This is a genomic window from Pseudomonas borbori, assembly GCF_900115555.1.
Lineage (GTDB): Bacteria > Pseudomonadota > Gammaproteobacteria > Pseudomonadales > Pseudomonadaceae > Aquipseudomonas > Aquipseudomonas borbori.
Genome location: NZ_FOWX01000014.1, coordinates 37,567 through 62,458, shown reverse-complemented (window position 1 = coordinate 62,458; position 24,892 = coordinate 37,567). Strand labels below are relative to the sequence as shown.

Sequence of the window (24,892 nt, the reverse complement as noted above, 5' to 3'; positions counted from 1 at the left end):
CCGAGGGGCGGGGCGGGCATGCCGGCAGGCCTGTCCGCCGCTCCCTGGCCAGGATCTCAGCCGCGGTAGTAGCGCTGCGGCACGAACGGGGTCTTGGCGACTTTCATCGCCACGCGCTTGCCGCGCACCATGGCCCAGACCGGGGTGTCGAGGGCCGTGTGGCTGCTTTGCAGGTAACCCATGGCCACCGGTGCGCCCAGGGTCGGGCCGAAGCCGCCGCTGCATACCGAGCCAATCACATTGCCATCGGCATCGACGATTTCCGCGCCTTCGCGTACAGGCACGCGCTCTTGCGGCAGCAGGCCGACGCGCTTGCTGGCGACGCCCTGTTGCTGCTGGGCGAAGATCCGCTCGGCGCCGGGGAAGCCGCCGGCCCGCGCGCCATCGGCGCGGCGGGCCTTGGAGATGGCCCACAGCAGGCTGGCTTCGATCGGCGTGGTGCTGCTGCTCATGTCGTGGCCGTACAGGCACAGGCCGGCTTCCAGGCGCAGCGAATCGCGCGCACCGAGGCCGATGGCCGCGACTTCCGGTTCGGCCAGCAGGCTGCGTGCCAGGGCTTCGGCGTGTGCGGCCGGCACCGAGATTTCATAGCCGTCTTCGCCGGTGTAGCCGGAGCGGCTGACGAAGCAGTCGACGCCGAGCAGGCGCACCGGGGCGAACTGCATGAAGGTCATCTTGGCCACTTCCGGCGCCAGGCGCGCCAGCACGTCGACGGCTTGCGGGCCCTGCAGGGCGAGCAGGGCGCGGTCGAAGCAGGGCTCGATCTGGCATTGGCTGGCGATCTGCAGTTGCAGGTGCATCAGGTCCTGGTGCTTGCAGGCGGCGTTGACCACCAGAAACAGGGTATCGTCGCCCAGGTTGGCGACCATCAGGTCGTCGAGAATGCCGCCCTGATCATCGGTGAACATGGCGTAGCGCTGCATGCCCACCGGCAGGTCGACGATGTCGACCGGCACCAGGCGTTCCAGGGCCGCTGCCGCCTGCGGGCCGCGCAGGATGATCTGGCCCATGTGCGAGACGTCGAACAGGCCGGCGGCCTCACGGGTGTGCAGGTGTTCCTTCATCACGCCGAGCGGGTATTGCACCGGCATGTCGTAGCCGGCGAAGGGCACCATGCGCGCGCCGAGTTCCAGGTGCAGGGCGTGTAGCGGGGTTTTCGCCAGGGTTTCAGTGGTCATGCAATCTCTCCGGTAGGGTGCGCCGTGCGCACCGGGTCGTGATCAATACGTGTGTCGGATGGGGTCATTGGTGCGCGCAGCGCACTCTACGTCAGCATTCGATGATGTTCACCGCCAGGCCGCCGCGCGAGGTTTCCTTGTATTTGCTCTTCATGTCGGCGCCGGTCTGGCGCATGGTGCGGATCACTTTGTCGAGCGAGACGAAGTGCTGGCCGTCGCCGCGCAGGGCCATGCGCGCGGCGTTGATCGCCTTGACCGAGCCCATTGCGTTGCGTTCGATGCAGGGTACCTGGACCAGGCCGCCGATCGGGTCGCAGGTCAGGCCGAGGTTGTGTTCCATGCCGATCTCGGCGGCATTCTCCACCTGGTTGACGCTGCCGCCGAGTACTTCGCACAGGGCGCCGGCGGCCATCGAACAGGCCACGCCGACTTCGCCCTGGCAGCCGACCTCGGCGCCGGAGATCGAGGCGTTTTCCTTGTAGAGGATGCCGATGGCGGCGGCGGTGAGCAAGAAGCGCACCACGCCGTCGTCGTTGGCGCCGGGGATGAAGCGCATGTAGTAGTGCAGCACCGCCGGCACTATGCCGGCCGCGCCGTTGGTCGGGGCGGTCACCACGCGGCCGCCGCTGGCGTTTTCCTCGTTGACCGCCAGGGCGTAGAGGTTGACCCAGTCGAGCACGCTCAGCGAGTCGCGCAGGGCGGCTTCCGGATGGTCGCACAGCTGGCGGTGCAGGGCGGCGGCGCGGCGCCTGACCTTGAGCCCGCCGGGCATGATGCCTTCGTTGCGGCAGCCGGCCTCGACGCAGTCCTGCATCACCTGCCAGATCTTCAGCAGACCGGCGCGGGTTTCCGCCTCCGGACGCCAGGCGGCTTCGTTGGCCAGCATCAGCTGGCTGATCGACAGCTGGTGTTCGGCGCAGTGGGCCAGCAGTTGCTTGCCGGTGGTGAAGGGGTAGGTCAGTTGGGTCTGGTCCTCGACGATGCGGTCGGCGCCGGCGGCGTCTTCATCGACCACGAAACCGCCGCCCACCGAGTAGTACTCGCGCGAGCGGATCTGCAAGCCGGCAGCGTCGAAGGCGCGGAAGATCATGCCGTTGGGGTGATACTCCAGCGGTTTGCGGATCATCGCCAGGTGTTCTTTCTCGAGGAAACGGATCGGTTTTTCGCCGAGCAGTCGCAGTTCGCCGGTTTCGCGCAGGGCCGCCAGGCGTCCGGCGATGCTGGCAATCTCGACGGTATCGGGCTGCTCGCCCTCGAGGCCGAGGAGTACCGCCTTGTCGCTGCCGTGGCCCTTGCCGGTGGCGCCGAGCGAGCCGTACAGCTCGACTTTGACCGACTCGGTGCTGGCCAGCAGGCCGTCGCGGCGCAAACCTTCGGCGAAGCGGGCGGCGGCGCGCATCGGCCCGACCGTGTGCGAGCTGGACGGGCCGATGCCGATTTTGAATAGATCGAAAACGCTGAGTGACATGTGGGTCTCCGGCTTCTGGTTGTGATGCGGTGCAAGCTCTTGTAGGAGCGGGCCATGCCCGCGAAGGGCTCTCTCAATCGCGGGCATGGCCCGCTCCTACGCACAGCATCAAGAAGCGTACTTAATCTATGCAGAGTAGACCGGGAAAGTCGCGCAAAGGTCGGCGACCTGACCACGAACCCGCGCGCTGACTTCGGCGTTATCCAGCGCATCGAGGATGTCGCAGATCCAGCCGGCCAGTTGGCGGCACTCGCCCTGCCTGAAGCCGCGGCTGGTCACCGCAGGGGTGCCGATGCGGATGCCGGAGGTGACGAACGGCGACTGCGGGTCGTTGGGCACGGCGTTCTTGTTCACCGTGATATGCGCCGCGCCCAGCGCCGCATCGGCGGCCTTGCCGGTCAGACCCTGCTTGACCAGGCTGATCAGCATCAGGTGGTTGTCGGTGCCGCCGGAAACCACCCCATAGCCGCGGCCGACGAAGACTTCGGCCATGGCCCGGGCGTTGTCGATCACCTGCTGTTGATAGGTCTTGAAGCCGGGTTCCAGAGCCTCCTTGAAGCACACCGCCTTGGCCGCGATCACGTGCATCAGCGGCCCGCCCTGGGCGCCGGGGAACACCGCGGCGTTGAGCTTCTTCTCGATCTCGGGATTGCTCTTGGCCAGAATCAGGCCGCCACGCGGGCCGCGCAGGGTCTTGTGGGTGGTGCTGGTGACCACATCGGCGAACGGAATCGGGTTGGGGTACAGGCCGGCGGCGACCAGGCCGGCGACGTGGGCCATGTCGACGAACAGCAGGGCGCCGACCTGGTCGGCGATGGCGCGGAAGCGGGCGAAATCCAGGGTGCGCGAATAGGCGCTGAACCCTGCGACTATCATCTTCGGCTGGTGTTCGACGGCCAGGCGCTCGACCTCGGCGTAGTCGATCAGGCCGTTCTCGTCGATGCCGTACTGCACGGCGTTGTACAGCTTGCCCGAGGACGACACCTTGGCGCCGTGGGTCAGGTGGCCGCCATGGGCCAGGCTCATGCCGAGAATGGTATCGCCGGCATTGAGCAGGGCCAGGTACACCGCCGAGTTGGCCGAGGAACCGGAGTGCGGTTGGACGTTGGCGTAATCGGCGCCGAACAGTTGCTTGGCCCTCTCTATTGCAAGCTGCTCGACCACATCCACATGCTCGCAACCGCCGTAGTAGCGCTTGCCCGGATAGCCTTCGGCGTACTTGTTGGTCAGGCCGCTGCCCTGGGCCTGCATGACCCGCTGGCTGCAGTAGTTTTCCGAGGCGATCAACTCGATGTGATCTTCCTGGCGCTGCTCTTCGGCGTTGATCGCGGCGAGCAGGGCGTCATCGTAGCCTTGCAGTTGGTCGTGCTTGCTGAACATGCTGAGGATCCTCGGTTGTTGTTCTTTTGGGGTGCAACCGACCCGCCCCGGGTAGGGGTGAGTCGAAAATATTGGGTAAACAAAGTCGTAGGATGGGTCGGGCCGCGCAGGTTAGCCGCGCATGGCACTGAACATGCCGACGACACCGCTATTGAGCGCCGCGTAACCCATCGTTGCCGAGTACGCAGCGCTGTGATGGGTATCGCTGCGCTCAACCCATCCTACTTTCCAACTTTGCCTCAGGCCTCCTGGTAAGCCTCGATCGACGGGCAGGCGCAGATCAGGTTGCGGTCGCCGAACACGTTGTCGACCCGACCCACCGGTGGCCAGTACTTGCCGTCGATCAGGCTGGCGAGCGGGTAGACCGCCTGCTCGCGGCTGTAGCCGTGGCTCCACTCGCCGACCAGTTCCAGGGCGGTGTGCGGCGCGTTCTTCAGCGGGTTGTCGATGGCGTCCAGGGCGCCGGTTTCCACCGCGCGGATTTCATTGCGGATGGCGATCATGGCGTCGCAGAAGCGGTCCAGCTCTTCCTTGGATTCGCTTTCGGTCGGCTCGATCATCAGGGTGCCGGCGACCGGGAAGGACATGGTCGGGGCGTGGAAGCCGAAGTCGATCAGGCGCTTGGCCACGTCGTCGACGCTGATGCCCGAACTGTCCTTGAGCGGGCGGATATCCAGGATGCACTCGTGCGCCACCAGGCCGTTGCTGCCGGAATACAGCACCGGGTAGTGCTCTTCGAGGCGGCGGGCGATGTAGTTGGCGTTGAGAATGGCCACCTGCGAGGCACGCTTGAGGCCTTCGCCGCCCATCATGCTGATGTACATCCAGGTGATCGGCAGGATGCTGGCGCTGCCGAATGGAGCGGCGCTGACCGCACCGGTCTTGCGTGCCATGTTGGCGTGGCCGGGCAGGAAGGGAATCAGGTGCGCCTTGACCCCGATCGGGCCGACGCCCGGGCCGCCACCGCCGTGGGGGATGCAGAAGGTCTTGTGCAGGTTCAGGTGCGAGACGTCGCCGCCGAACTGGCCCGGCGCGCAGAGGCCGACCATGGCGTTCATGTTGGCGCCGTCGATGTACACCTGGCCGCCGTTGTCGTGAATGATCTGGGCGATCTCGCGGATGCCTTCCTCGAACACACCGTGGGTCGAGGGGTAGGTGATCATCAGCGCGGCCAGGCGCTCCTTGTGCTCCTCGGCCTTGGCGCGCAGGTCGGCGATGTCGACGTTGCCGCGCGCGTCACAGGCGGTCACCACCACGCGCATGCCGGCCATGCTGGCGGTCGCCGGGTTGGTGCCGTGGGCCGAGGACGGGATCAGGCAGATGTCGCGCTGCTCGTCGCCGCGGCTCTGGTGGTAGGCGCGGATCGCCAGCAGGCCGGCGTATTCGCCCTGGGAGCCGGCGTTCGGCTGCAGGGAGATGCCGTCGTAGCCGGTGGCGGCGCAGAGCATGGCTTCCAGCTCGTCGGTCAGCTGCCGGTAGCCCTGGCTCTGTTCGGCCGGGGCGAAGGGGTGCAGGTTGCCGAACTCGGCCCAGGTCACCGGGATCATTTCGCTGGCGGCGTTGAGCTTCATGGTGCAGGAGCCCAGCGGGATCATGCTGCGGTCCAGGGCCAGGTCCTTGTCGGCGAGCTTGCGCAGGTAGCGCATCAGCTCGGTTTCCGAGTGGTAACGGTTGAACACCTGGTGCTGCAGGATCGCCGACTGGCGCAGCAGACCTTGCGGCAGGCGCGCGGCGACGCTGGCGGCCAGCTCATCGAAGCTCGGCAGGCTGTGGCCCGGCTCGGCGAAGACTTCCCACAGGCGCTCGACGGCGGCCTGGTCGCTGGTTTCGTCCAGGGACAGGCCCAGGCGCTGGCCATCGATCTGGCGCAGGTTGATGCCCATCGCGCGTGCCTGCTGGTGCAGTTGCGCGGTACGCTCGCCGGTGGCGATGCTGAGGGTATCGAAGAAGTGCGCTTGCTCCACGCTCAGGCCGAGCTTGCTCAGACCCTGGGCGAAGATCGCGGTCAGTTGGTGAATGCGCTGGGCGATCGCACTCAGACCCTGCGGGCCGTGATAGACGGCGTACATGCTGGCGATGTTGGCCAGCAGCACCTGGGCGGTACAGATGTTGCTGGTGGCCTTCTCGCGGCGGATATGCTGCTCGCGGGTCTGCATGGCCAGGCGCAGGGCCGGCTTGCCGAAGCGATCGACCGAGACGCCGACCAGGCGCCCCGGCATGTCGCGCTTGAACGCATCGCGGGTGGCGAAGTAGGCGGCGTGCGGGCCGCCGAAACCGAGCGGCACACCGAAACGCTGGGCGCTGCCCAGGGCCACGTCGGCGCCGAACTCGCCCGGCGGGGTGAGCAGGCACAGGGCCAGCAGGTCGGCGGCTACCGCGACCAGGGCGCCCACTGCGTGGAAACGCTCGATCAGCGCGCGGTAGTCGAAGATGTCGCCATTGCTCGCCGGGTATTGCAGCAGCGCGCCGAAGTAGGCGCTGGCATCGGTGATGGCGCTTTCGTCGCCGACCACCACCTCGATGCCCAGCGGTTCGGCGCGGGTGCGCAGCACGTCGAGGGTCTGCGGGTGGCAGTGCTGCGAGGCGAAGAAGGCGTTGCTGGCCTTGTTCTTCGACAGGCGCTTGCAGAAGGTCATGGCTTCGGCGGCGGCGGTGGCTTCATCCAGCAGCGAGGCGTTGGCGATCGACAGGCCGGTGAGGTCGATGATCAGGGTCTGGAAATTCAGCAGCGCTTCCAGGCGGCCCTGGGAAATCTCCGGCTGGTAGGGGGTGTAGGCGGTGTACCAGGCCGGATTTTCCAGCAGGTTGCGCAGGATCGCGCTCGGCGTGTGGGTGCCGTAGTAACCCTGGCCGATGTAGCTCTTGAATTGCTGATTGTTGCCGGCAATCGCCTTGATCTTGGCCAGGGCGTCGGCTTCGGACAGGCCCGGGGCCTGGCCGAGGACGCTGCTGCCCTTGATGCTCTCGGGGATCACGCTGGCGGTCAGGGCGTCGAGGGAGTCGAAACCGAGTGCGCCGAGCATGGCGGCGGTATCGGCCTCACGCGGGCCTATATGGCGGGCGATAAATTCGTTCTGGGTGGTCAGATCGGTCATTTCGCTCTCTCAGGCGTCGGCGTTGGCGTTGAGCAGGCGCTCGTAAGCGGCCTGGTCGAGCAGGTCGGCCACGGCACTGGCATTGGTTGGACGGAAGCGGAAGAACCAGCCCTGGCCCAGCGGGTCCTGGTTGACCAGTTCCGGGCTGGCTTCCAGCTCGGGGTTGATTTCGAGCACTTCGCCGTCCAGCGGCATGGCGATGTTGCTGGCCGCTTTTACCGACTCCAGCACCGCGACTTCTGCGCCTTCGGCATAGTTCTGCAGGTCCGGCAGTTGCACGAACACCACGTCACCCAAGGCTTCCTGAGCGTAGGCGGTAATGCCAACGGTGACCAGGCCATCGGCGTCTTGACGCAGCCATTCGTGTTCAACGGTAAAACGCAACTCGCTCATGTGAATTCCTCAAGTAGTCAGACTCGCCCTTTCTCGTGCGGGCGATGAACAAGGCGCTCGTGACAGGCAGCGAACGCTTTGGCTAGAGCATAGCAAGGGCGGTGCCATTGTTGTTTTTATCAATAAAATCAATAGCTTATAATTTATTTGGAATAACTGCGGATAATCCTTGTGTAGCGAATTCGATACAGTGTGGGCGGGGTGGTGCAGAAACGGCGAGGCAAAGCCTGTGATGTCGCGGGTTGGCAGGTCCATGTCGCTCTCGTGTTGCTTTCGTTACGCTGTATTGATTTCGCTACGGTCTGGCCTGGCCGAGTGGAGGCCCCGGATTGCGCTGACGCTTGTTCGGGCTCCAGAACCCTGGTCATCGTCCCGGGTACTCAGCGCATCAGCCCTTCCATGAAGTCCGCCAGCTTGCCGGCCAGGGCGCGGCGCCAGGCAGGGCTGTGGGGGTTGGCGAGGATGCGATCCTCATGGACGAAGCTGCGCACTATGGCGTTGTAGCCGAGCCAGCGGCAGGGTTCCGGCTCCCAGGCCTTGAGGGCCGACAGCGGGCGTTCGCCGAGCACCCAGGGCTGCGCGGTCAACTGGCTGCTGCGGCCGAGGATCAGCTCGGCCAGGGTGCGCCCGCCGAGGTTGCTGGCACCGACACCTTCGCCGCCGTAGCCGCCGGCCAGGGCGATGCGGTTGGCGCGGTCGAGCAGCATGTGCGGCTGGAAGCGCCGCGCCATGCCGAGGTTGCCGCCCCAGCCATGGCTGATCCGGGTGTTGCGCAACTGCGGGAACAGCTCGCCGAACAGGTAGCGGCGCAGGCCGATTTCCTCGGCATTCAGGTTGAAGTCCTGGCGCAGCTTACCGGCGAAGCGGTAGCCGCCACGGGCGCCGAACACCAGGCGGTCGTCGGCGCTGCGCTGGCCGTAGGTGACCTGGCGGCTGAATTCGCTGAAGGCCTGGCCGCGCTCGAGGCCGATCGCGTCCCACTGGCTGCTCGACAGCGGCTCGGTGGCCAGCAGCAGGCTCTGCACCGGCAGCTGATAGCGGCGCAGCAGCGGCAGTTCGGCGGCGTAGCCTTCCACCGCCGGCACCACCCAGTCGGCGCGCAGCTCGCCCTGGGCGGTGCGCAGCAGGCCCGGCTGCCAATGGCTCACGCGGCTCTGCTCGAACAGTTGCACGCCCAGGCGTTCGACCGTCTGGGCCAGGCCGCGCACCAGTCTGGCCGGCTGGATGGTCGCGCAGTGCGGGCTGTGGATGGCGCCGAGCGGGTTGTTGATGCGCAGCTGCTGGCCCAGTTCGTCCGGCGGCAGCCAGCGGTAGTCGGCTTCGCTCAGGCCTTGGCCATGCAGCGAGTCGAGCCAGGCGCGCAGGCGGCGTTCCTGTTCCGGGTAACGCGCCGCGCAATAGAGCACGCCCCCCTTGCGGTAGTCGCAGGCGATGTCCTCGCGCAGCAGGACGCTGGCCACCTCGTCGGGGATGCCGTGCAGCAGGTCGAAGGCGGCGCGCCGCTGTTCGGCGGGCAGGCCGGCGAGCAGGCGCTCATCGCCGAGCAGGCCGCCCATCAGCCAACCGCCGTTGCGCCCGGAGGCGCCAAAGCCGGCGTACTCGGCCTCGACCACGGCGATGCGCAGTTCGGGCGCCTGGCACTTGAGGTAATAGGCCGTCCACAACCCTGTGTAGCCGGCACCGATGATTGCCACGTCGACCTCCAGGCAGCCCTGCAGGGCCGGGCGCGGCCTCAGGGGCGGGTCGAGTCGATCCATCCACAGGCTGATGGGCGGCGACATCGCTTTTCTCCTTATGTGCGCATGTGCCGCCAGCCTAGCCGGCGCAAGGCGCTTTGTCCCGCGGCGTGCGTTGGCTGGCGCTATTCACCGGCGCTATGGCAGGCCATCGAGCCGGCTCATGGGTCGGCGCCAAGGCTGCGTCCTAGAGGGGTGTTCACTCTTTCGGCTGACAGGGCAAATCCCTCTTTCGGGCGCTTATCCGCACGGATGACGCTGGGTAGCTTGGGACCTCAACACGCAACCATGCTTTCCAGGAGAGCCGCATGACAACAAAAACAAGGCATGCAAGCTTCCAGCCGTGCGCACTGGCAGTTGCCGTCGCGCTGGGCTGTGTCGCGCCGGTCCAGGCGATCACGTTCAATGTCGGCGAACTCGAAGCGCAATTCGATTCCGCGCTATCGATCGGCGCCAGCTGGTCGGTGCGCGGCGCCGACCCGGATTTCATTTCTACCGCCAGTGGCGGCAAGGCCTCCTCGCGCACCTCGGACGACGGTCGCTTGAATTTCAAGAAGGGCGAGACCTTCTCGAAGATCTTCAAGGGCATCCACGACCTCGAGCTGAAGTACGGCGACAGCGGCGTGTTCGTGCGCGGCAAGTACTGGTACGACTTCGAGACCAAGGACGAAAGCCGCCTGTTCTATGGCATCGACGATCACAACCGCAAGGAGGCGGCGCAGGCTTCCGGCGCGCAGATTCTCGATGCCTTCATCTACCACAACTACAACATCGGCGATCTGCCGGGCAGCGTGCGGGTCGGCAAGCAGGTGGTCAGCTGGGGCGAGAGCACCTTCATCCAGAATTCGATCAACTCGATCAACCCGGTCGACGTCGCCGCTTTCCGTCGTCCCGGCGCGGAGATCAAGGAAGGCCTGATCCCGGTCAATATGCTCTATCTGTCGCAGGGTCTGAGCGACTCGCTGAGCATGGAAGCCTTCTATCAGCTGGAGTGGGATCAGACCGTGGTGGACAACTGCGGCACCTTCTTCTCCACCACCGATGTGGTCGCCGACGGCTGCGATGATCGCCTGACCGTGTTCGGCCCGGATCTGCCGCCGGGCGAGTCGAGCAACTCCTTCGTCGACAACGCCTACATCCCGCGTGCCGGCGACCGCGATGCGCGCGACAGCGGCCAGTACGGGGTGGCCCTGCGCTGGTTCGCCGAGCAGTTGAACGACACCGAGTTCGGCCTCTACGCGCTGAACTACCACAGCCGCGGTCCGGTATTCAGCACCATCCGCACCACCACGCCGAACTTCGTCAGCTTCATCCCCGGCGCGCCGAACGCCCGCTACTTCATCGAATACCCGGAAGATATCCGCCTCTACGGGCTGAGCTTCCAGACCAACCTCGGCGGCACCGCGCTGTCCGGTGAAGTCAGCTACCGGCCGAACATGCCGATGCAGATCAACTCCACCGACCTGTCCTTCGCCGCCCTCGGCCTGCCGTTCAACCCGGTGTTCGAGAGCGGTCATGCGCTCAACGTCAGCAGCGGCGATATCCACGGCTACGAGCGCAAGCCCTTCACCCAGGCCCAGCTCACCGCGATCCAGTTCATCGACCGGGTGCTCGGCGCCAGCCGCCTGACCCTGGTCGGCGAAGTGGGCTACAACCACATCGGCGGCATCAAGGACGATCCCAGCGAACTGCGCTTCGGTCGCGACCCGATCTACGGTGCCGGCGAATTCAGCGTGCCGGGCGTGTGCGCCGCATTCAACGCCGCCAACCCGGACGAGTGCCAGGGCGACGGCTTCTACACCGACAGTTCCTGGGGCTACCGCTTGGTTGCCAGCGCCGACTACAGCAACGTCTTCGCCGGAATCAACCTGACCCCGAGCGTGGCCTGGTCGCACGACGTCGACGGTTACGGGCCGAACTTCAACGAGGGCAGCAAGGCCGTCAGCCTCGGCCTCAGAGCCGACTACCAGAACACCTACAACGCCAGCCTCAGCTACACCGACTTCTTCGGCGGCGACTACAACACCGTCACCGACCGCGACTTCGTCGCCCTGAGTTTCGGTGCGAACTTCTGATCAACCACGCGCAAGGGATCCGTACCTGATGAAAACTACAAGAATCCTGCAAACGCTGGCCCTGACGCTGCTGGCGACCAGTGTGATGGCCGCCGTCTCCGAACAGGAAGCCGCGCAACTGGGCACCAGCCTGACCCCGCTCGGCGCGGAAATGGCCGGCAATGCCGACGGCAGCATCCCGGCCTGGACCGGTGGCCTGTCGACCAGCGCCGGCGCGGTCGACGCCAAGGGCTTCCTCGCCGACCCGTTCGCGGGCGAGCAGCCGCTGTTCACCATTACCGCGGCCAATGCCGCGCAGTACCAGGACAAGCTGTCCGCCGGGCAAATGGCGATGTTCAAGCGCTATGCCGACAGCTACAAGATCCCGGTCTACCCGACCCACCGCAGCGCTGCGGTGCCCGCTGAAGTCTATGCCGCGGCCAAGCAGAGCGCGCTCAACACCAGCAGCATCGATGGCGGCAACGGCCTGCAGAACTTCAGCGACAGCCGTTACTACGCCTTCCCGATCCCCAAGAGCGGGGTCGAGGTGGTGTGGAACCACATCACCCGCTACCGCGGGGGCAACGTGCGCCGCTGGATCACCCAGGCGACCCCGCAGACCAATGGCTCCTACAGCCTGGTCAAGTTCGAGGACGAGGTGGCCTTCCCCGCCGACATGCCCGACGTCGATTCGGCCAAGGCTGCCAACATCCTGCTCTACTTCAAGCAGCGGGTGACCGCGCCCTCGCGCCTGGCCGGCAACGTGCTGCTGGTCCACGAGACCATCGACCAGGTCAAGGAGCCGCGCCTGGCCTGGATCTACAACGCCGGCCAGCGCCGCGTGCGCCGTGCCCCGCAGGTGGCCTACGACGGGCCGGGCACCGCGGCCGACGGCATGCGCACCGCGGACAACTTCGACCTGTTCTCCGGCGCGCCGGATCGCTACGACTGGAAACTGGTCGGCAAGAAGGAGATGTACATCCCCTACAACAGCTACAAGCTGGACTCGCCGAGCCTGGAGTACGACGACGTGATCAAGGCCGGGCACATCAACCAGGACCTGACCCGTTACGAGCTGCACCGGGTGTGGGAAGTGGAGGCCACGCTGAAGTCCGGCGAGCGGCACATCTACGCCAAGCGCCACCTGTATTTCGACGAGGACAGCTGGCAGCTGGCCCTGGTCGACCACTACGACGGTCGCGGCCAGTTGTGGCGCGTCGCCGAGGGGCATGCGCAGAATTACTACAATCACCAGGTGCCGAGTTACACCCTGGAGGCTCTCTACGACATCGTCGCCGGGCGCTACCTGGCCCTGGGCATGAAGAACGAAGAGAAATCGGCCTACGCCTTCGGCTTCAAGGCCAGTGCCGCCGACTACACCCCGGCGGCCCTGCGCAGCTCCGGCGTGCGCTGAGGCCCACCGGCAAGCTAGCTCCTGCATGATCGGGCGGCCTGCGGGCCGCCTGTTTTTATCGCCGATTATCAGCAATGCTGATACAGCTATTGTCTGCCTGCGCCCGGGTCTAGCCTCGTGAGTACTGCTCCCAGTACAAAATCAATACGAGCCGTCATGACCGCCTACCCGTCATCCTTGCCTATCGCCTCGTCGAAGAGCCTGCTGCCGCGCCAGCCGCCTGGGCATGTCCAGCGCGAGCCGCTGCAGCGTCGCCTGCTTGCCCGGGACTGCCGCCTGCGGCTGCTGATCGCCCCGGCGGGGTTCGGCAAGTCGGTGCTGCTCGCCGATTGCGCCCGTGCCTGCCCGCCCGAGTGTTCGCCATTGTGGCTCAACTGTGCAGGGCAGTCAGCCTCGCCGGCGGAGTTCTGCCGGCAGCTGTCTATCGCCCTCGATTACCCGCCGGGCCTGAGCGAAACCGAGCTGTTGGTTGCCGTGCAGCGGGAGCCACGCGCCTTGTGGATCATGCTCAACGACTATGCGCGTGAGCCCGATGACGAACTCGATGCCTGTCTCGATCGTTTGCTCTGCGCTTCGCCGGCCAATCTCTGCTGGTGGCTGGGCAGCCGACGGCGGCCGGCCTGCAATCTGCCGCGCCTGCTGCTGGAGGGCGAGTTGTTCGAGCTGGGGGGCGCGGATCTGGCCTTCACTGCGGATGAGGTCGGTGCCTGGTTGGTGCATGTGGATACGCTGCGCTGCAGCCGCGCGGACCAGTTGTTCGCCCTGACCCGCGGCTGGCCGGCGGCTTTGCGTCTGCTGGCCGCCCACGGCGAGCGTGAGGGCTCGCCGCTGTGTGAGGAACATAACGCGCTGCTGCGCGACTATATCGAACATGAGGTGCTGCACGGCCTGCCCGCCGAACTGCACCATGCGCTCTGCCAGTTGGCGCAGATTCCGCGCTTCAACGATGAACTCTGCGAACACCTGCTCGGCGTGGGGGAGGGCGCGGCCTGGCTGCAGGCGTTGCGCGCACGCGGCCTGTTCATCCAGGAAGTGGAGGGCGCGGCGGACTGGTTCGAGGTCTTCCCACCGCTGGCGCAGCTGCTGCAGCAGCGGACCAGGGTCGCGCCCTGCACCAGCCTGCACCTGCATGCCAGCCAGTGGTTCGCCGCCCACGGCGAAGCGCGTGCGGCGGTGGAACATGCGCTCAAGGGGGGGCAGCCGGAAGTCGCGGCCAGTTTTCTCGAACGCTTCACCGAGGAACAACTGCTCCAGGGCCAGGATCTGGCGCTGATCCTGCATTGGCGCAGCGAACTGCCGGACAGCCTGCTGAGCAGTACGCCGCGCCTGATCCTGCTGAATGCCTGGGCCTTGTTGCTGGTCGGGCGCCTGGAAGAGGCACGGGCCTGCGTCGACCAACTGGCGCGCTTTCAACCGCGTGCCGATGCCGAGCGCCTGGCCGAACTGTTCGCCCAGTGGCAAGCGATTCGCGGGATTGCCGCCTATGGTCGTGGCCATGCGGCAGAGGCGCGCGCGCACCTGCTCGAGGCGCTGCCGGCGTTGCCGCAGAGCGCCTGGGCGCAGAGCCTGCTGTGCCGTTCGATACTGACCCAGATCGCCATCGGCGAGGGCCGGCTGGAGCAGGCGCAGCAGCTCAGCCACGAGGTGCTGAAGCAGGCGCGGCTTTGCGGCAGCGCGGTGTTCGAGGCCTTGCTCGAACTCGATCATGCACTGCTGCTGGAGGCGCGCGGCGAGTTCGCCCGCGCCGAGGCGCTGCTGCAGCGGGTGCTCGTCCAGATGGACGCGCAGTCGCTACGCCGGACCCCGGTGCACGGCAGGATCCTCCTGCGTCTGGGGCGCCTGGCGTTGCGCCAGGGTTGCATCGGGCAGGCGGCCAGCCAGCTGCAAGCCGGGCTCGAGGATGCCCTGGCCGGCGGCGATCCGGGGGCCTTTCATGGCTATCTGGGTCTGGCCGAGTTGGCCACCTGCCGGCGCGATCTGCCTGCCGCGTTCGCCCAACTGGCCGAAGCCGAGCGCTGGATGCAGCGTCAGCGGGTCAGCGACAGCCTGTATCGCGGCGTGCTGTTGCTGGCCAGCAGCCGCCTGTGGATCTACCAGGGGCATCACCGGCGTGCGCGCGAAGCCTTGACCCGGGTGCTCGGCCACCGACTGGAAACCAGCGTGCCACCGCCGAATTTTCCCGAGTTGTTCCCGCGTCTGGAACATCTGTTGTTGTGCCTCGACATGGCGCGTGGCAGCGATGTCCGCGAGGCGCTGCAGCGGTTGCTCGAGCAGGCCGTGGCGCAGGGCCGTCAGGCGTTCGCCAGTGAACTCTGGTCAACTTACGCCGAGGCCTGCAGCGCCTGCGCCGATCTGCCGATGGCGGACCAGGCGCGTCAGGCCGCGCACAGCCTGCGTCAGCGCCTCAACTACCAGGGGCTGTGGTTCGCCGCGGACGAACTGCCCCTGGCGGCCACCGCAGAGGCGCCGGTGCCAGCAGAGGCCTGCCTGAGCTGCCGCGAGCTGGCCGTACTGCGCCTGATCGCCCAAGGCCTGTCCAACCAGGAAGTCGCCGAACAGCTGTTCATCTCCCTGCACACGGTGAAGACCCATGCGCGGCGCATCAACGGCAAGCTCGGCGTGGCCCGGCGCACCCAGGCCGTGGCGCGGGCCAAGGCGCTGGGGCTGTTGTAAGCAAGGCAATGTCTTGTTGTCACACCGTAGGGCGCTACTCGCCGCAGGCAGTACGCCATGGTTCGCCGGCGTGGCGCAAAGCTGGCGGGTTGTCGCTGCGCTACGAGCGGACGGCGCCCCGGCCGCCCTACGCGCCGAACGGATCGCCGCCCGGGTGAGTCAATGCAGGACCGGTGGCGTGGCGAGCTGGCGCAGGCGTTCGGCGAGCAGCATGCGTTGCGCCGGGTCTTCGCACAGCAGCAGGGCGTGTTGCACATCGAAGCGCTCGGCCTGGGGGCACTCCAGGCGCTGGTACAGTTCGGCGCGGGCCAGGTGGTCGGCCACCGTGGGTGCGCCCAGCAGCAGCACGCGCTCGGCATCCTTCAGTGCCGCGAGGTAGTCCTCGTCCAGCAGGTGCAGCTGATGCAGGTTGCGCGAGAGCCGTTGCAGCATGCTGCGCCCGTCGCAGGCGCGCATGTGGCTGGCGCTGAGTTCGGCCTGGGCGCCCTGGTAGCGGATCAGCAGCTCGCGACAGTCGCGGGTATACAGGCGCCGTCCGCCGCAGGGGTCGAGCAGGTGGTCGGCCCCCGCCACCCGCAGCAGGAAATGCCCGGGAAAATTCACCCCTTGCAAGGGAATCCCCAGCCGCCGCGCCAGCTCCAGGGCGATCAAGGCCAGTGACAGCGGTTGTCCGCGGCGGCGCTGGAGCACCTTGTGCAGCAGGGCGACCTGCGGTCGTGGCGGGCTGTCGTCTTCGCAAAAATCCAGTTCGCTCAGGCGCCGCAGCAGCGGTTGCGCCAGTTCCTGAGGCGGCAAGGCGGGCAAGCCGAGGCTGACTTGCTGCTGCAGCGTGGCGAATTCACCCAGCACCTCGGCCGGTTGCAGCGTCGCGTCGTGTTCGGCGGCAATCCACAGCGCCGCCTCGAAGACCGCGGGCGGCTCCCGCTCAAGGCAGGCAAGACAGGTCTGGCGTGGGCTCATGGTTACCTCCGCGCAAGACTCGGTTGTAACCGCCTTGGTGGGCGGCGTCCAGTGTTGCGCCTGGATATTCTGTTTATGCAACTTGGCTTTGCCCAAGGCCGCACTTATGCCGGCCTGGCCGGGCGATTTCGGGGGCTGCACCTATACTGGCTGTAACCAGAAGCAAGGGAGCCACAGCATGTTCGCCATGATGGAAGCCGCCCGGCTTGAGGAATTGCACCTCACGCAGGATCCAGCCACGGGCCTCAAGGCCATAATCGCCATCCACAACACACGTCTCGGCCCGGCTCTCGGTGGTTGCCGCTACCTGGCCTACCCCGACGAGCAGAGTGCGATCCGCGATGCCGTGCGCCTGGCCCAGGGCATGAGCTACAAGGCCGCATTGGCCGGCCTCGCCCAGGGTGGCGGCAAGGCGGTGATCATCCGGCCGGCGCATGTCGACAATCGTGGGGCTCTGTTCGAGGCCTTCGGCCGCTTCATCGAGACGCTCAACGGCCGCTACATCACCGCGGTGGACAGCGGCACCTCCACCGCCGACATGGACTGCATCGCCCAGCACACCCGGCACGTCACCAGCACCACCGAGGGCGGCGACCCTTCGCCGCACACGGCCATGGGCGTATTCGCCGGCATTCGCGCCACGGCCCAGGCGCGTCTGGGCGGCGATGATCTGCACGGCTTGCGCGTGGCCATCCAGGGGCTCGGCCATGTGGGCTATGCGCTGGCCGAGCAGCTGCATGCGGCTGGCGTCGAGTTGCTGGTCAGCGACCTGGATCGCGGTCGGGTGCAATTGGCGGTGGAGCAACTGGGCGCCCATCCGGTGGCCAGCGATGCCCTGCTCGCCACCCCCTGCGACATTCTCGCGCCCTGCGGTCTCGGCAGCGTGCTGAATGGTGAAACGGTCGGCCAACTGCGTTGTTCGGCAGTGGCCGGCGCGGCCAACAATCAACTGGCCAGTGCCGACATCGCCGACATCCTGCAGGCGCGCGGGATTCTCTATGCGCCGGATTACGTGATCAATTCCGGCGGGCTGATCTATGTCGCCCTCAGGCACCGCGGCGAGAGTCTGGCGGCGATCACCACACACCTGCAGCAGATCAGCCGGCGCCTGACCGAGATCTATGCCCACTCCCAGGCCGACAAGCGCTCACCCGCGCGGGTCGCCGATGCCCTGGCCGAACGCTTGCTGTATGGCTGAGCCGGGGTCTGCCGATGCCACGAGCGTCGGCGGCTGTAAGCACGCCCACAAGGTGCCGAGGAATCGCCCATGAACCCGTTCAACCCCGACATACCCCTTACCCGTTACCTCGATGCGCAGGGCCGTCTGCTCGGCGCCTTGCCGGCCTGGGCCGACGATTTCGACCTGCTGGTGCGCCTGTACCGGCAGATGGTCCTGACCCGGCTGTTCGACCAGAAGGCCGTGGCCCTGCAACGCACCGGACGCATCGGCACCTACGCGCCGACCATCGGCCAGGAATCCATAGGCGTGGCCATCGGCGCCTTGATGAAGCCCGAGGACGTGCTGGTGCCCTATTACCGCGACACTGCGGTGCAGGTCATGCGCGGAGTGAAGATGGAGGAAATCCTCCTCTACTGGGGCGGTGACGAGCGCGGCAGCGCCTACGCCGACCCGGCGGTGGCCCAGGATTTCCCGCTCTGCGTGCCGATCGCCACCCAGGCCCTGCATGCTTGCGGGGTGGCCACGGCGATGAAGATCCGCGGCGAGCACCGTGTCGCCGTCACCACCTGCGGCGATGGCGCGACCAGCAAGGGCGATTTTCTCGAAGCGCTCAACGTCGCCGGCGCCTGGCAGTTGCCGGTGGTGTTCGTGGTCAACAACAACCAGTGGGCGATCTCGGTGCCCAGGCGCATCCAGTGCGGCGCACCGACCCTGGCGCAGAAGGCCCTAGGCGCAGGTTTTCCCGGCGAGCAGGTCGACGGCAACGACATCATCGCGGTTTACGAGCGTATGCAGGTCGCCCTGGAGCGTGCCCGCCACGGCAAGGGGCCGGTGTTGCTGGAGTGCCTCAGCTACCGCCTCGGCGACCACACCACCGCCGACGATGCCACCCGCTACCGCAGTGCCGAAGAGGTCAAACAGGCCTGGCAGGAAGAGCCGGTCAAGCGTCTGCAGAGCTATCTGGCCGCTCAGGGCGTGTGGGATGAGGGCCGCGAGCAGGCGTTGATCGGCGAGTGTCAGGGCCTGGTACAACAGGCGGTCGAAGCCTTCGAGGCAGTCGGCAATGCGCCCGCCGAGACCCTGTTCGACTATGTCTACGCGCAGTGGCCGGCGGCGCTGGCCGAGCAGCGCGACATGCTCCTGGAGCGCGTCGCCCGGCGTGAGGAGGCAAGCCATGAGTGAGGCCAAACTGAGCCTGCTGGAGGCGATCAACCTGGCCTTGCACCGGGCCATGTACGAGGATCTGGATGTGGTGGTGCTGGGCGAGGACGTCGGCGTCAACGGCGGGGTGTTCCGCGCCACGGCCGGCCTGCGCGACACCTTCGGCTTCAAGCGGGTGATCGACACGCCGCTGGCCGAAACCATGATCGCCGGGCTGGCGGTCGGCATGGCCGCGCAAGGCTTGAAGCCGGTCCTGGAAATCCAGTTCATGGGCTTCATCTACCCAGCGCTGGATCAGTTGGTCTCGCATGCCAGTCGCCTGCGCAATCGCACCCGTGGCCGCTTGAGTTGCCCGATGGTGTTGCGCACGCCGATGGGCGCCGGTATCCGCGCGCCGGAACACCACAGTGAAAGCACCGAGGCGCTGTTCGCCCATATTCCCGGCCTGCGCGTGGTCATCCCGTCCTCGCCGGCACGCGCCTACGGTCTGCTGCTGGCGGCCATCGACGACCCCGATCCAGTGATCTTCCTCGAGCCGACCCGGCTGTACCGGATGAACCCGCAGGTGCTGCATGACGATGGCAAGCGCCTGCCGCTGGACAGCTGCTTCACCCTGCGCGAGGGCAGCGACCTGACCCTGATCAGCTGGGGCGCCAGCGTCCATGAGACCCTGCAGGCCGCCGCGCAACTGGAGGAGCGCGGGGTGTCCGCCGAGGTGATCGACGTCGCCTGCGTCAAGCCGCTGGACCTGGACACCCTCGAGGCCTCGGTGCGCAAGACCGGGCGTTGCGTGATCGTGCACGAGGCGCCGAAGAGCTGCGCGGTCGGCGCGGAGATCGCCGCCAGCCTGTACGAGCGCGCCTTGCTGGATTTGCAGGCGCCGATCCAGCGGGTCACCGCACCGGATATTCCGCCGCCACTGTACCGCCTGGAACAACTCTATATCCCCGGCGTCGCGGATATCCTCGCGGCCTGCGAGACGGTGCTGGATTACGCGTGATGCATGGGGCAATGGTGCGCGCGACCTAGACGGCCCCGCGCACCCTACGGGATGGAGGCCACTCGGCGTAGGGTGCGCCGTGCGCACCAGGCCGTCGACCCGGCTATGCAGGACAAGCGAATCGAGGGGAGAACGAGAGATGAAATACTTCAAACTGCCCGACCTGGGCGAAGGCCTGCAGGAGGCCGAGATCGTCGAGTGGCACGTCAAGGCCGGTGAGGCGGTCAAGGCCGACCAACTGCTGGTCTCGGTGGAAACCGCCAAGGCCATCGTCGATATTCCCGCGCCCTACGACGGCGTGGTAGCCAAGACCTTCGGCGCCGAGGGCGACATCCTGCATGTCGGCGAGCCGTTGCTGGCCTACGAGGGCGAGGCCGATGCCGGCACCGTGGTCGGCCGTTTGGAAGGCGGCGGCGAGGCGCAGGCGGACAGCTTCTTCGTCGGCGCCGCGCCTTCGACCCGTGAACATCTGGCGCCGCGCGCGACCCCGGCGGTGCGCCAACTGGCCCGCCAGCTGGGCGTCGACCTGAGTGGCCTGAGCGGCTCCGGAGCGGGCGGCCTGATCACCCGTGGCGATGTCGAGGCCGCGACCCAGTCGGCCCGCGACAAGTTCGGCGGCGACAAGCTGCGCGGGGTGCGGCGCAGCATGGCGATCAACATGGCGCGCTCGCATGCCGAGGTGGTGCCGGTGTTCATTGTCGGCGACGCCGATCTGCATCGCTGGGCGCAGGCGCGCGATCCACTGGTGCGCATCGCCCAGGCGATCGCCGCCGCCTGTCAGGCCGAACCGGTACTCAACAGCTGGTTCGATGGCAAGGGGCTGTCGCTCAAGCGTCACGCCCAGCTCGATCTGGGCATCGCCGTGGATACCGCGGACGGTCTGTTCGTACCGGTGTTGCGCAACGTCGGCGCGCGCACGGCCGAGGACTTGAAGGAAGGCATTGCGCGCCTGCGCGCCGACGTCAAGGCGCGCTCGATCCCGCCCCAGGAGATGATGGGCGCGACCCTCACCCTGTCCAACTTCGGCACCCTGTTCGGCCGTTACGCCAACCCGGTGGTGATGCCGCCGCAGGTGGCGATCATCGGTGCCGGCGGTATCCGCGAGGAACCGGTGGCGGTGGGGGGAAAGGTAGTGGTGCATCCGATCCTGCCGCTGTCGCTGACCTTCGACCACCGCGCGGTCACCGGCGGCGAGGCCGCGCGCTTTCTCAAGGCGCTGGTGCAGGCGCTGGAGCAGGGCGAGGGTTGACCCACTCGGCCTTGGGAGCGACGCTTGGGCACAGGGCTGACATGAGTGACTCCGGGAGCAAGGATGCCGGTGTCATGACCCTGGCCGAAGCCTCGCTAAATGACAAGGTTGCCGGCAGCTGGGCTGCCCTGGATCTGCGATCCACAGACGGGTGGGTTTTAGCCCGTCGCCGCCCAGCCCACGTTTTGCCATCCGCTCATGGCGGCTGCATAGCCATTCCTCCGGCCTGCCAAGACTGGCCCTAGTTGTTCACTGCCACTGATATACCCCGCGGTTCAGGGCATCGCGCACGGCCGAGATGATCTTGCTGGCGCGTAGGGTAGCGCCGCTGAATGCGTCGATGTCCTCGACCACCTGACCCGGCTCGTAGAGGTCGAAGAGGTTGGCGAGGGGCTGGCCCTCCAGGTGGGCGATGCCTTGCCGGTATTGTCGGAGCACCGGATAGGAGGGGTGTTCCTCGCTCAGTTTCAGGTAGTTGACGCCGGCATAGGCGAGGTAGCGCAGTTCGATGTCGTGTAGGCGGTGTTCGCGCAGGCTGAACTGCAGGCTGACCTGCATCTCGCCGCGGTCGGAAAACTGGCCACGATAGATGCCGTCCAGGTAGGTGCCCGGTGCCAGGCCCAGTAGTACCTTGGCGGACGGGCGCGGCGATCTGTCAGCTGCGCCCGGCGGCGTAGTCAGGGCCTGCCGGGGTGGTGCGGCGGCTGTGGCCGATGATGCGAACTGGCCGATCAAATAGCTTTGCAGCAACAGCGCCGCGCTGGGGCTGTGGGCCTTTCCGGGCCGCTTGTTGTGCCACGCCGTGCTGGCGTCCTTGCCGCACCAGTCCAGTGTCAGGGCCTCGTCGCCGGAGTGCTCGGGGAGGTAGGGCGTGACGTCATAGACCTTGCCGTCGATGGCCTTCCAGCAACTGTCGCGATGATTGTGCGCGGCCAGTTCCGCTGCGCCGATCGGTCTGAGTGTGTCGGCCGCGGGCTCGGGCGAGCGGCCCATGAGTAAACCGGTTGCCAACAGCGTCAGCACGACGCTGATGAAGGCGACCAGAGCGGTGTAGGCGATCTTGTTCAGGCTCATAGGAAATCGAATGCCTCCGTGTGGATGAATGCGCGGTCGACCCCGGCCGTGGCCAGCAGGCCGTGCAGGTACTCGAGCATCGCCGGCGGGCCGCAGATGTAGAGCTCGCGCTCGGCGAAGTCGGGGCAATGCTCACGCAGGAAGGCCTCGCTGAGGGGGCCGCAGCAGGAGAAGTAGTGGATGCACAGGCTCAGTTGTTCGTGGGCGCTGGCGATCCGTTCGAGTTCCTCGTGGTAATAGGCGCGCGCCGGGCGATTGGCCAGGTAGAACAACGCCACGTGAGTGAAGTGATCGGGCCGCTCCGCCAGATGCCGGGCCGCGCCGACGAAGGGGGTGATGCCGATGCCCCCGCCCAGCCACAGCTGCTTGCGCTGCGCTGCCCGGCGTGCGAAGAACTGCCCGTACGGCCCCTCGACCTGTACCCGGCTGCCCGGCGTCAGCGTCTGCAGAGCCAGGCTGGCATCGCCGAGTGCCTTGATTCCCAGCTTCAATTCGCCAGCGCCGGGCGCAGAGCTGACGGTGAAGGGGTGCTCTTCTGCGTACCCGGCGTCGAGCGATGGATCCTGTGGGGTCAGGTAGACGAATTGTCCGGCGCTATGGACGATGCCCTGGTGCTTGGGCGCCAGGCTGATTTCCACCACATCCGCGGCCAGTGGGGTGACCTGGGCGACCCGGTACTCGCGCCGGGCCAGAACCGGGGCCAGCAGCTTGCGCCAGGCGATCGCGGCCAGGGCCAGCAGGCTCAGCAGCCACCAGGCGGCGCGTTCGGGGATCAGCGGCAGGGCATGCAGCAAGGCCAGCAGCAGGGCGGCCGCAGACAGCAGGTGCTGGCGCTTCCAGCGTTGATAGTGGATGGCCGACACCTGGAAGGTCGGCGCTAGGGCGACGATCAGCGCCGCCAGGGCCAGCCAGCCGGCCCAGATCGGTGCATGGGCGAGCGGTGGAAATAGCACCCGCAACGCCTGCTCCAGCGACAACGGCAGCGCCGCGAAGCTCAGCAGAAGCACGTGGCCGAGGATCAGCAGAAAGGCGCTGAAACCCAGACGCCGGTGCAGTAGCCACAGGCGCGGCAGGCCACCAAACCAGCGGTCCAGCCCTGGCAGACGCACGCACATGGCCGCCGTTACCAGCAATGCGGAGAGTCCCAGTACGCCTGTAACCCGACCAGCCAGAGAGAGCAGCCAGATAGCCCCATCGCCCGGCAGTTCCCATAGCCTCGGTCCGGCCATGGCGAGCGGTGTCAGCACCAGCACGGCAAGCAGGATGTCGCCAGGCTCGATTTTCCTGGGCATGGGGCTTTCCTTGGATATCCACTGCGCAAGAGCTTCAGGGTCTCAGCTACTGCCGATCGGCGACAATGACCTGGGTCATCAGGATGGCCGAAAGCGTGGGCAGCGAGGTGAGGTGAAGAGGGCGACGCTAGCTACGCCTGCATCCGGGCCACGCAGTGCGAGTCATCGGCCTGACTGATGGGTAGGAGCGGGCCATGCCCGCGAAGCTTTGGTAATAAAAGCGTTTCGCGGCCATGGGCCGCTCCTACAGGTACCCACAAGCCGACAGACGCATTTTCCTCCAGTTTGCTGGGCGACCGCGCGGCGTCGAGGGCGGGGTGGCCGTTCCTGTGGCAGCCGTGGTTATTCGGCCTCGGCTTGGCCCAGTTCACTCAGGGCATCCGGTTGGTTCTTGAAGGCCTTGGCGAAGATCTCGCGGTTCTTGGCCATGAAGATGCCCAGCTCTTCGCCTTGCTGCTCGTTTAGCGAAGGCACGGCCTTTTGCAATACCTCGGTGAGCAGCTCGGCCAGTTCGAGCATCTTGTCATGACGGTCGGCTTCGGCTTTATCCATGAATAAACGCTCCAGATCCCGGCTGCTGCGGTACACCACTTCGACGGCCATTCATCACCTCTAAGCCTTCACGCTGATGGGTTGTAAGAAAACTGTTTATATATACAGTGCTGGCGCAGTGTAAAGCAGTTGACCGAGGCCTGCTAGTGCATCGCTCACGGTCTTGCCCATGCACTAAACTTGTAGGAGCCAGACGCGGCCCGAAACAGGGCGGGAAGATACCCGGACGGCTCGCAATACTCCCGTCGCGGCAGTACCCGGTTGGCGTGGGCTTCAGCGGGAGGCGGGGGCTGGCGTCGATTCTCAGGCCAACGTTAGGAGGTGCATCATGACCATGGCCAACCGTTTGCAAAATTACTTGTCACAACAGCACTCCCACTACGACATGCTCCAGCACTATCCCTCGATGACTGCTCGTGAAGCGGCGCGCCGCGCCGGTGTGGCGCCGCACCTGGTAGCCAAGTCGGTGATCCTCGACGACTTTCAGGGCCATTGGCTGATGGCGGTAGTGCCGGCGACCCACCAGGTCGACCTCAACAAGGTGCGCAAACTGACCAAGCGCCACTGGCGGCTGGCGCGGGAGAACGAGTTCGGTCCGCGTTTCAGCGACTGCGCGAACGGCGCGATTCCGCCGGTGGGCAGCGCCTTCGAGATGGAAACCCTGATCGACGAGGCGCTGACGGCGCTCAAGGATGTGTATTTCGAGTCGGGCGATCATGAAGGTTTGGTGCATATGAGCGCGGAGCAGTTTCTCCAGCTCATGCCGACCGCCCAGTGTGGACCTATCAGCGAATAGCCTGACCCGGGGCGGCGTCGCGGTGTGCGGTGCCGCCCGATTTCACTCGGCGCCCCGGGTTGCGAGGGGGCGTGGCTTATTGTCGCACGGCGGGCTTGTCGGCCTTGCGGCTGCGCCTCATCCGGCATAATCCAATCGTCATTTGCGGGTTCGATCATGGCGGCGAGCCTATTACCGAGCGCTTGCGAGAAAACGCTCGCCTACAGCGGCGGCCTCGCGACGGCGCTCGATATTTTC

17 protein-coding genes and 2 pseudogenes are annotated in these 24,892 nt (G+C 66.5%); 9 read left to right on the top strand and 10 right to left on the bottom strand.

Annotated elements, in window-relative coordinates; all coding sequences use genetic code 11:
• Nucleotides 1-56: 56 nt before the first annotated feature.
• From gcvT to BM315_RS12320, 6 genes are all read right to left on the bottom strand, one after another.
• Nucleotides 57-1,178 carry a glycine cleavage system aminomethyltransferase GcvT gene (gene gcvT / locus BM315_RS12345; RefSeq protein ID WP_090501350.1) on the bottom strand — a complete coding sequence of 374 codons (1,122 nt, stop codon included), beginning with the start codon at nt 1,176-1,178 and terminating at the stop codon, nt 57-59.
• A 91-nt stretch (nt 1,179-1,269) separates the two neighbouring features.
• Nucleotides 1,270-2,646, bottom strand: coding sequence for an L-serine ammonia-lyase (locus BM315_RS12340; RefSeq protein WP_090501348.1), 1,377 nt, complete (start codon nt 2,644-2,646; stop codon nt 1,270-1,272).
• A 126-nt stretch (nt 2,647-2,772) separates the two neighbouring features.
• Nucleotides 2,773-4,026 carry a serine hydroxymethyltransferase gene (glyA, locus tag BM315_RS12335; protein WP_090501346.1) on the bottom strand — a complete coding sequence of 418 codons (1,254 nt, stop codon included), beginning with the start codon at nt 4,024-4,026 and terminating at the stop codon, nt 2,773-2,775.
• A 239-nt stretch (nt 4,027-4,265) separates the two neighbouring features.
• On the bottom strand, nt 4,266-7,121 hold the full coding sequence (gcvP, locus tag BM315_RS12330) for an aminomethyl-transferring glycine dehydrogenase (RefSeq protein WP_090501341.1): 2,856 nt from the start codon (nt 7,119-7,121) through the stop codon (nt 4,266-4,268).
• A 9-nt stretch (nt 7,122-7,130) separates the two neighbouring features.
• Nucleotides 7,131-7,514 (bottom strand): glycine cleavage system protein GcvH, encoded by a 384-nt coding sequence (gene gcvH / locus BM315_RS12325; RefSeq protein WP_090501339.1) that lies wholly within the window; start codon nt 7,512-7,514, stop codon nt 7,131-7,133.
• 380 nt (nt 7,515-7,894) lie between these two features.
• Nucleotides 7,895-9,295 carry an NAD(P)/FAD-dependent oxidoreductase gene (locus BM315_RS12320; protein WP_090501337.1) on the bottom strand — a complete coding sequence of 467 codons (1,401 nt, stop codon included), beginning with the start codon at nt 9,293-9,295 and terminating at the stop codon, nt 7,895-7,897.
• Between the two features lie 263 nt (nt 9,296-9,558).
• On the opposite strand from BM315_RS12320, the gene BM315_RS12315 reads away from it, so the two are divergent.
• The 4 genes and pseudogenes from BM315_RS12315 to BM315_RS25455 form a co-directional block, all read left to right on the top strand.
• Nucleotides 9,559-11,325, top strand: coding sequence for a DUF1302 domain-containing protein (locus tag BM315_RS12315; RefSeq protein WP_090501335.1), 1,767 nt, complete (start codon nt 9,559-9,561; stop codon nt 11,323-11,325).
• Nucleotides 11,326-11,353: 28 nt separating this feature from the next.
• Nucleotides 11,354-12,718: a DUF1329 domain-containing protein gene (locus BM315_RS12310; RefSeq protein ID WP_090501333.1), complete on the top strand. Its 1,365-nt coding sequence runs from the start codon at nt 11,354-11,356 to the stop codon at nt 12,716-12,718.
• Between the two features lie 156 nt (nt 12,719-12,874).
• Nucleotides 12,875-15,106 (top strand): annotated as a pseudogene (locus BM315_RS12305) (winged helix-turn-helix domain-containing protein); the annotation flags it as partial.
• A gap of 99 nt (nt 15,107-15,205) precedes the next feature.
• Nucleotides 15,206-15,391 (top strand): annotated as a pseudogene (locus tag BM315_RS25455) (response regulator transcription factor); the annotation flags it as partial.
• A 159-nt stretch (nt 15,392-15,550) separates the two neighbouring features.
• On the opposite strand, the gene BM315_RS12300 reads toward BM315_RS25455, so the two are convergent.
• A complete protein-coding gene (locus BM315_RS12300; RefSeq protein WP_090501329.1) occupies nt 15,551-16,351 on the bottom strand; it encodes a SirB1 family protein in 801 nt (266 codons plus the stop codon).
• Nucleotides 16,352-16,529: 178 nt separating this feature from the next.
• On the opposite strand from BM315_RS12300, the gene BM315_RS12295 reads away from it, so the two are divergent.
• The 4 genes from BM315_RS12295 (at nt 16,530) to BM315_RS12280 (ending at nt 20,941) form a co-directional block, all read left to right on the top strand.
• On the top strand, nt 16,530-17,549 hold the full coding sequence (locus tag BM315_RS12295; RefSeq protein ID WP_090501327.1) for a Leu/Phe/Val dehydrogenase: 1,020 nt from the start codon (nt 16,530-16,532) through the stop codon (nt 17,547-17,549).
• A 69-nt stretch (nt 17,550-17,618) separates the two neighbouring features.
• Nucleotides 17,619-18,713 carry a pyruvate dehydrogenase (acetyl-transferring) E1 component subunit alpha gene (gene pdhA, locus BM315_RS12290; RefSeq protein ID WP_090501325.1) on the top strand — a complete coding sequence of 365 codons (1,095 nt, stop codon included), beginning with the start codon at nt 17,619-17,621 and terminating at the stop codon, nt 18,711-18,713.
• Entirely contained in the window at nt 18,706-19,692 is a 987-nt protein-coding gene (locus tag BM315_RS12285; RefSeq protein ID WP_090501323.1) for an alpha-ketoacid dehydrogenase subunit beta, read from the top strand. Before pdhA ends, BM315_RS12285 begins: the two co-directional genes overlap by 8 nt.
• 139 nt (nt 19,693-19,831) lie before the next feature.
• Nucleotides 19,832-20,941 (top strand): dihydrolipoamide acetyltransferase family protein, encoded by a 1,110-nt coding sequence (locus BM315_RS12280; protein ID WP_090501321.1) that lies wholly within the window; start codon nt 19,832-19,834, stop codon nt 20,939-20,941.
• Nucleotides 20,942-21,190: 249 nt separating this feature from the next.
• On the opposite strand, the gene BM315_RS12275 is transcribed toward BM315_RS12280, so the two are convergent.
• The 3 genes from BM315_RS12275 to BM315_RS12265 form a co-directional block, all read right to left on the bottom strand.
• Nucleotides 21,191-22,015: a cytochrome b5 domain-containing protein gene (locus BM315_RS12275; RefSeq protein ID WP_090501320.1), complete on the bottom strand. Its 825-nt coding sequence runs from the start codon at nt 22,013-22,015 to the stop codon at nt 21,191-21,193.
• Nucleotides 22,012-23,307: a ferredoxin reductase family protein gene (locus tag BM315_RS12270; protein ID WP_090501319.1), complete on the bottom strand. Its 1,296-nt coding sequence runs from the start codon at nt 23,305-23,307 to the stop codon at nt 22,012-22,014. Before BM315_RS12270 ends, BM315_RS12275 begins: the two co-directional genes overlap by 4 nt.
• Before the next feature lie 342 nt (nt 23,308-23,649).
• A complete protein-coding gene (locus BM315_RS12265) occupies nt 23,650-23,910 on the bottom strand; it encodes a YebG family protein (RefSeq protein ID WP_090501317.1) in 261 nt (86 codons plus the stop codon).
• A 277-nt stretch (nt 23,911-24,187) separates the two neighbouring features.
• On the opposite strand from BM315_RS12265, the gene BM315_RS12260 reads away from it, so the two are divergent.
• Nucleotides 24,188-24,655: an aminoacyl-tRNA deacylase gene (locus tag BM315_RS12260; RefSeq protein WP_090501315.1), complete on the top strand. Its 468-nt coding sequence runs from the start codon at nt 24,188-24,190 to the stop codon at nt 24,653-24,655.
• Nucleotides 24,656-24,892: the final 237 nt, after the last annotated feature.